This is a genomic window from Lentzea tibetensis (assembly GCF_007845675.1).
Classification (GTDB): domain Bacteria; phylum Actinomycetota; class Actinomycetes; order Mycobacteriales; family Pseudonocardiaceae; genus Lentzea; species Lentzea tibetensis.
The window spans coordinates 1-5,300 of the sequence record NZ_VOBR01000074.1; the positions used below are offsets into that span (position 1 = coordinate 1).

Annotated in this window: 2 protein-coding genes and 1 pseudogene; 2 read left to right on the forward strand and 1 reads right to left on the reverse strand. The window is 64.8% G+C overall.

Annotated elements, in window-relative coordinates; all coding sequences use genetic code 11:
• Positions 1-146: 146 nt before the first annotated feature.
• Positions 147-977, reverse strand: coding sequence for a transposase family protein (locus FKR81_RS42865; protein ID WP_146361312.1), 831 nt, complete (start codon positions 975-977; stop codon positions 147-149).
• 475 nt (positions 978-1,452) lie between these two features.
• On the opposite strand from FKR81_RS42865, the pseudogene FKR81_RS42875 reads away from it, so the two are divergent.
• A pseudogene (locus FKR81_RS42875) lies at positions 1,453-2,878 on the forward strand (IS3 family transposase).
• Between the two features lie 280 nt (positions 2,879-3,158).
• Positions 3,159-5,300: hypothetical protein (locus FKR81_RS42880; protein WP_146361316.1), on the forward strand; the 2,142-nt coding region annotated here is incomplete at its 3' end.

A 5,300-nucleotide genomic window follows, 5' to 3' on the forward strand; every position in this document is an offset into this window, starting at 1 on the left:
CCGACGGAAAACCCAGAACCGGATCACCCAATGCCCCTGACGGATCGGAGACATCACCAAAGCCGCCAAAGCCGCACTGGTTCTCACACAGCTCGAACACCCAAGACGCTACCGACAAAACCTCAGTGACGTGATCTCAACGGGTTTCAGGTGAGTCGGCCGTGTTCGAAATGTGTGAGGACGAGTGCGGCTTTGACGATGTGGCCGATCTTGCGGGGGTTGGTGGTGAGGTGCCGCTGGGCGCGCAGGCGTCCGGTGAGCAGGGCGAAGCCGCGTTCGCCGAGGCGGCGCAGGCCGCGTAGCAGGGTGTTGTAGGTGCGGGTGTCCGGGTCGAGCGTCTGGCCGTCGACGGGCTGCTTGACCGGCGTGAGTACCCCGATGCCTGCCCCGTCGTAGCCGTTGTCGGCCAGCGTGGGCAGGTCAAGCTGGGAGTGGGCCCAGTACAGGGCGCCGAGGACGTGGTCGCGGGCCGCGGTCAGGTCGTGTACCGAGCCGGGTTCGACGTCGCTGACCCACAACGGGAAACCGTTCGGTGCCGGCAGGGTTTGGATGTTGCCGCCGTGCTCGCGTGCTTTGCCGGAGTACCAGAGGTCGATCTGCTCGCCTTTCGCGCTGGTGGTCTTCTCGGCGAGGCGGTCGGCGGACAAGATCTTGCCGTCGAGAATGACGTGGGCCATGCCCTCGTTCTTGGCTCGTTCCAGCGCTTCGTGCACGTCCGGTGCGCGTTCGGCGAGGACGGTGATGATCTCGTCGAGGTAGCGGTAGCCGGTGGCGCGGGAGATGCCGTGATCGCGCGCCAGCGCGGGGACATCGCGGTTCTCGCGGAACCAGCGCAGGGCGAATACCGCGTGCCGGTAGCAGGTCAGCGCCCTGGTACCCGTGCGGGTACCGCGCTCGCGGCGGTCGGCGCAGAGCAGGCGGCCGGGGTTCTGGGCCAGTTCGCGGGGCACGTCGAGTGTGGCACGATAGGTGATCACGGGGAGCTTCCCTGGTTCGGATTCGATCTTCGCAAATCCAGTCCTACCAGGAACTCCCCGCCCTTCTTCTCCCAGGCCTCACTGCCGGCCACAGCACACGGCAGAGTCTCCCGCGAACACCATCAGGCCTTCAGCGCTGGAACTACCGCCGTTGAGATCACCTCAGTGAACCGAAACAGTGCCGGTCCCACGCTCGGAGCTGTATTGCTGCAAGTCGGCGCACGCAATCAGGCAGCCTGATCGTTTCGGTTCACTTACTGTTCTCGCTCGGGTTCACCCTGCCCGACGACGCCGTCGAACGCCTCGCCCGTATCCCCGCGCACGCGTGGACTCCGGCCTACGACGACGAGCGCACACCCCGCGACGGCGCGTGGGTCGCCGAGGCCACCGGTGTCCCCTCTGTGTCAAGATCAAGTGAGGCACGATTAGATCTTGAAACATTGTGTTGAGGGCGAGCGAGGAGTCCACTCCTACAGTGAGTTCGACCCATGAGCAGGTGCCTGATCCGTAGGTTCCGGCGAAGGCACGGTCGCGGCGGTATTCCGCGTCCTACAAGGCGAAGATCCTGGCCGAGTACGAGGAACTGGACAAGGCGGGCAAGGGTGCCCTGTTGCGTCGGGAGGGCTCGTACACGTCGCTGATCGCGGCGTGGTGGACGCAGCGGGACCAGGGAGCGTTGGCCGCGCTGGCCAAGCCCGCCGCCGATCCGAAAGATCGGGAGAACACCCGGCTGCGTATGGAGAACGAGCGCCTGGCCGCCGAGTTGGACAAGGCTCGGAAGGTGATCGAGGTGCAGGGAAAGCTCTCTGCGCTGTTGGGTCAGCTCGCGACCGACAGTCCGAGCTGCGGGAGCGAGCCCACGCCATGATCGACGAGGCGGTCACCGAGCTCCGGCCGCTGGTGGGCACCCGGCAGGCGTGCCGGGCGACCGGCCGGCCGCAGGCCAGCCACTACCGGCGGCACCGTCAGAGCCCCGCGCCCACCCGGCCGCCGCGGGAGCGCACGCCGCAGCCGCGGGCGTTGAGCGCGACCGAGCGGGCGCAGGTGCGGACAGTGCTCAACAGCAAAGAGCATACGGACAAGGCCCTGGCCACGGTCTACCACGAACTGCTCGACCAGGGGGTCTACCTGGCGTCGGTGTCCACCATGTACCGTATCCTGCGCGAGCACGACGAGGTCCGCGAGTGCCGCCGCCAGGCCACCCACCCGGCCCGCGTGAAGCCCGAACTGGTGGCCACCGAGCCGAACCGGTGCTGGTCCTGGGGCATCACGAAGCTGCACGGCCGGCGAAGTGGACCTACTTCTACCTGTACGTGATCATCGACATCTACTCCCGCTACGTGGTGGGCTGGCTGATCGCCGACCGCGAATCCGCAGCCCTGGCCGAGCAGCTGATCGCCGACACCATCACCAAGCACGACATCGACCGCGACACGCTGACCCTGCACGCCGACAACGGCTCCTCGAAGGCTTCCAGGCCGGTGGCGTTCCTGCTGGCCGACCTGCGGGTGACCAAGACCCATTCCCGGCCGCGCACCTCCAACGACAACCCGTTCAGCGAGGCGCAGTTCCGGACGTTGAAGTACCGGCCCGACTTCCCCGAGTCCTTCGGCTCCCTGGAGGATGCACGGGCGTTCTGCCAGCGCTTCTTCACCTGGTACAACACCGAGCACTACCACTCCGGCATCGGCTGGCACCATCCGATCGACGTCCACTATGGACGCACCGAGACCATCCGAGCCGGCCGCACCGAAACGCTGGCCACCGCCTACACGCGCACCCCCGAACGGTTCGTGCGCAAGCACCCCGAACCACCCGCCCTGCCCACCGCGGCGTGGATCAACAAACCCACCGATCCCGACGAGCAGCAGGAACAGGCGAGTCAGTCAATGAATCCCTGACCCCCCTCAAAAATCTTGACACGCGCCGCTGGAGGGTCCAACCCATCGCCAACGTGACCTATTGGTGAAGTATCACCGTCGGACAGGCGGGCCCCCAAGTCGAATCTCACCAAGCGCAACAACCTGACGGTCGAACACGGTCGGCGCACGTGAAGTTCGCTGAGATCACGTCAATGAGTGAACCGCCGCCGTCAACGCTGACGTGCGTAAGTGTGTGGCCATCGATATATCATTGTAGGGGGCGGAGCGAAGTGGACCAGCCTGTGAGAGGAGCCTGGCGGTGATCGTGCTGGCCGACTATCAAACCACTGGTCCGGAGCCGTTCACCAGTTGGCATCCGCCGGAACTTGTGAAAACCGGTGGGTACCCAGGTGTTCGGCTCGAGCAGAACCGGACGCAGGACCGGAACCCGCCGATCCGTATTTCCGATGACGCCACCCTGGCGATCAACGATGGTGACGGTTACCACCAGGAAGTGTACGCGGCTCCGGAAGTGGTCGCCAATGCGAACCTTGAACTGTCTAAAATAGACAGTGGTGTGCGAATGGAGATCGACGAGGCCTTGACGATCACCTTCGTCAACGATGGGCGTCCGGTCACCCTCGGCAAGGTACGCCCGGTGTTCTTGTCCGGCGAGCTACCCTCGGACGTGTGCCGGGACTTCGCCGCGGTGGTGCTCGGTGGGGAGCCGGACGCTTTCGTGTTCTCCGACGACACCACAGGTGTTCGCGAGCTGGCTCCGACCAACACCATGGACAGCCAGGAGGTCACCGGTACTCACCATCTCGCGGAAGCGATGGCGGATGCGGTGGACGGGAAGCCTGGATGGGGCCAGCCCGGCTCGGCATGGGGGGTGGCGCAGGTCGCCCGAGACACGCGGGGCAAGGGTGGAAGGGGCGGTCCGCTGCCCGGCCTGAGATACGGCGGCATGCAAAGTGCCGATCCGCCGAGCGAGTACCGCCGGGCCCTCCTTGATCGCGTTGACAACGTGGCGAAGGCACTCGGCGTCAATCGACACGCCAAGGCCAGCGTGGGCGAAGGCTACGTGATCAACAGTATTGCCGCCTCGGATGAGAACGGCGACCGGCTGATCGACTGGAACTTTGCCGGCAAGGGGCCGGTGGAGTCTGTGTGGGGATACCACTTCGCGGCGGTCGTGCTCGAAAGCCTGGATGGCAGCACGCAGATCACGCTGGAGAACTTCCGGCACGACGCCCAGAACGACGCCGTGACTATGGCCGCGGTGGAACAAAATCTGACCAAGTTCGCCGGCCGGTTCACCGCGCTGATTCAACAGCAGACGGAAGACCTGGCAAATGCAGAAGAAAGCGAGCGGCCCGCGCTTCAAGCGAAACTGAGGCTGTCAAAGGCGCTGGACGAGTTAGAGCGGCTCAGCGCGGAACCGGGTGTCGATCAGGAGGAACTGGAGCTCCCGCGCATGGTCGCACAGGCTGCGATGACTACAGCATCCTCGCTGCTGAAGCCCCGCGGTCTGTGGATGTTTCAGATGTACGGAACCGAGGAGCACAGCTTCCACGACGTTCAGAGCCAGCTCAACGCTGAGGTGTCGAGCCAGGTCAATCCGATGACACTGGTCGTGCTCGGCGGCCGACTGCCGCGAGACAGGGAGATCGGCTTCACCGGTCAGTCGACCTCGGTCAACCTTGTGGGCCGGAACCTGCTCCGGAAAACGGCCGAGACGCTTGCCCGCGCCGCCCTGTGGCGGACTGCGAACGGGCTGTCGTTGCCGACCGTGGAAGTCCGTGGTGACGGGAACGGTCTCTGGCAGCGCTTCAAGCTCGGTCGTGCTCGCGCTGATGTCACTGTGGCTGTTCTGAAGCAGAAGTTGGACGAGCAACTGCGAAGGCTGCAACCCGATGTGGAGAAACCGATCACCGCCGCGGATTTCACGTTCAAGGCTTCCATGGCGACCGGTGCGTTCCCAGAGGTGTCCAAACGACTCACGCCCGATCAGGCAGATAGGAAGCGCCAGCGGGCCACCGTGCACTTCCGCTATGATCCGCCTAATCCCGTCAAACAGAATTCCGGCTCGACGCCACGGCACCTGACCACGTTCACGACCGAGATGCCCAGGAATTCGGACGTCGCTGCGGCGAACCACCAGACGAACATGGCTCAGGCTTCGTCGATGGAGACCACACCTCCGCGTACGCCCCAACCCTCTGCGGACAATTCGTCAATGGCACCGCCTCTGGTCAGCCCAGCCGTGGACCTCAGCCGAACAGCAACGGCCGAGGTCCACACGACGACGATCAGTATCGCCGACGCAGCGAAGATGAAAACTGGCCAGCAGACAAGCTCACCGCTGGCATCCGTCGGACTCACCACCACGAACACACCATTGGGCGCTGCGGCCAACTCGACGCCACCGCCATCCAAGACCTCAGCAGGTAGTGGTGCA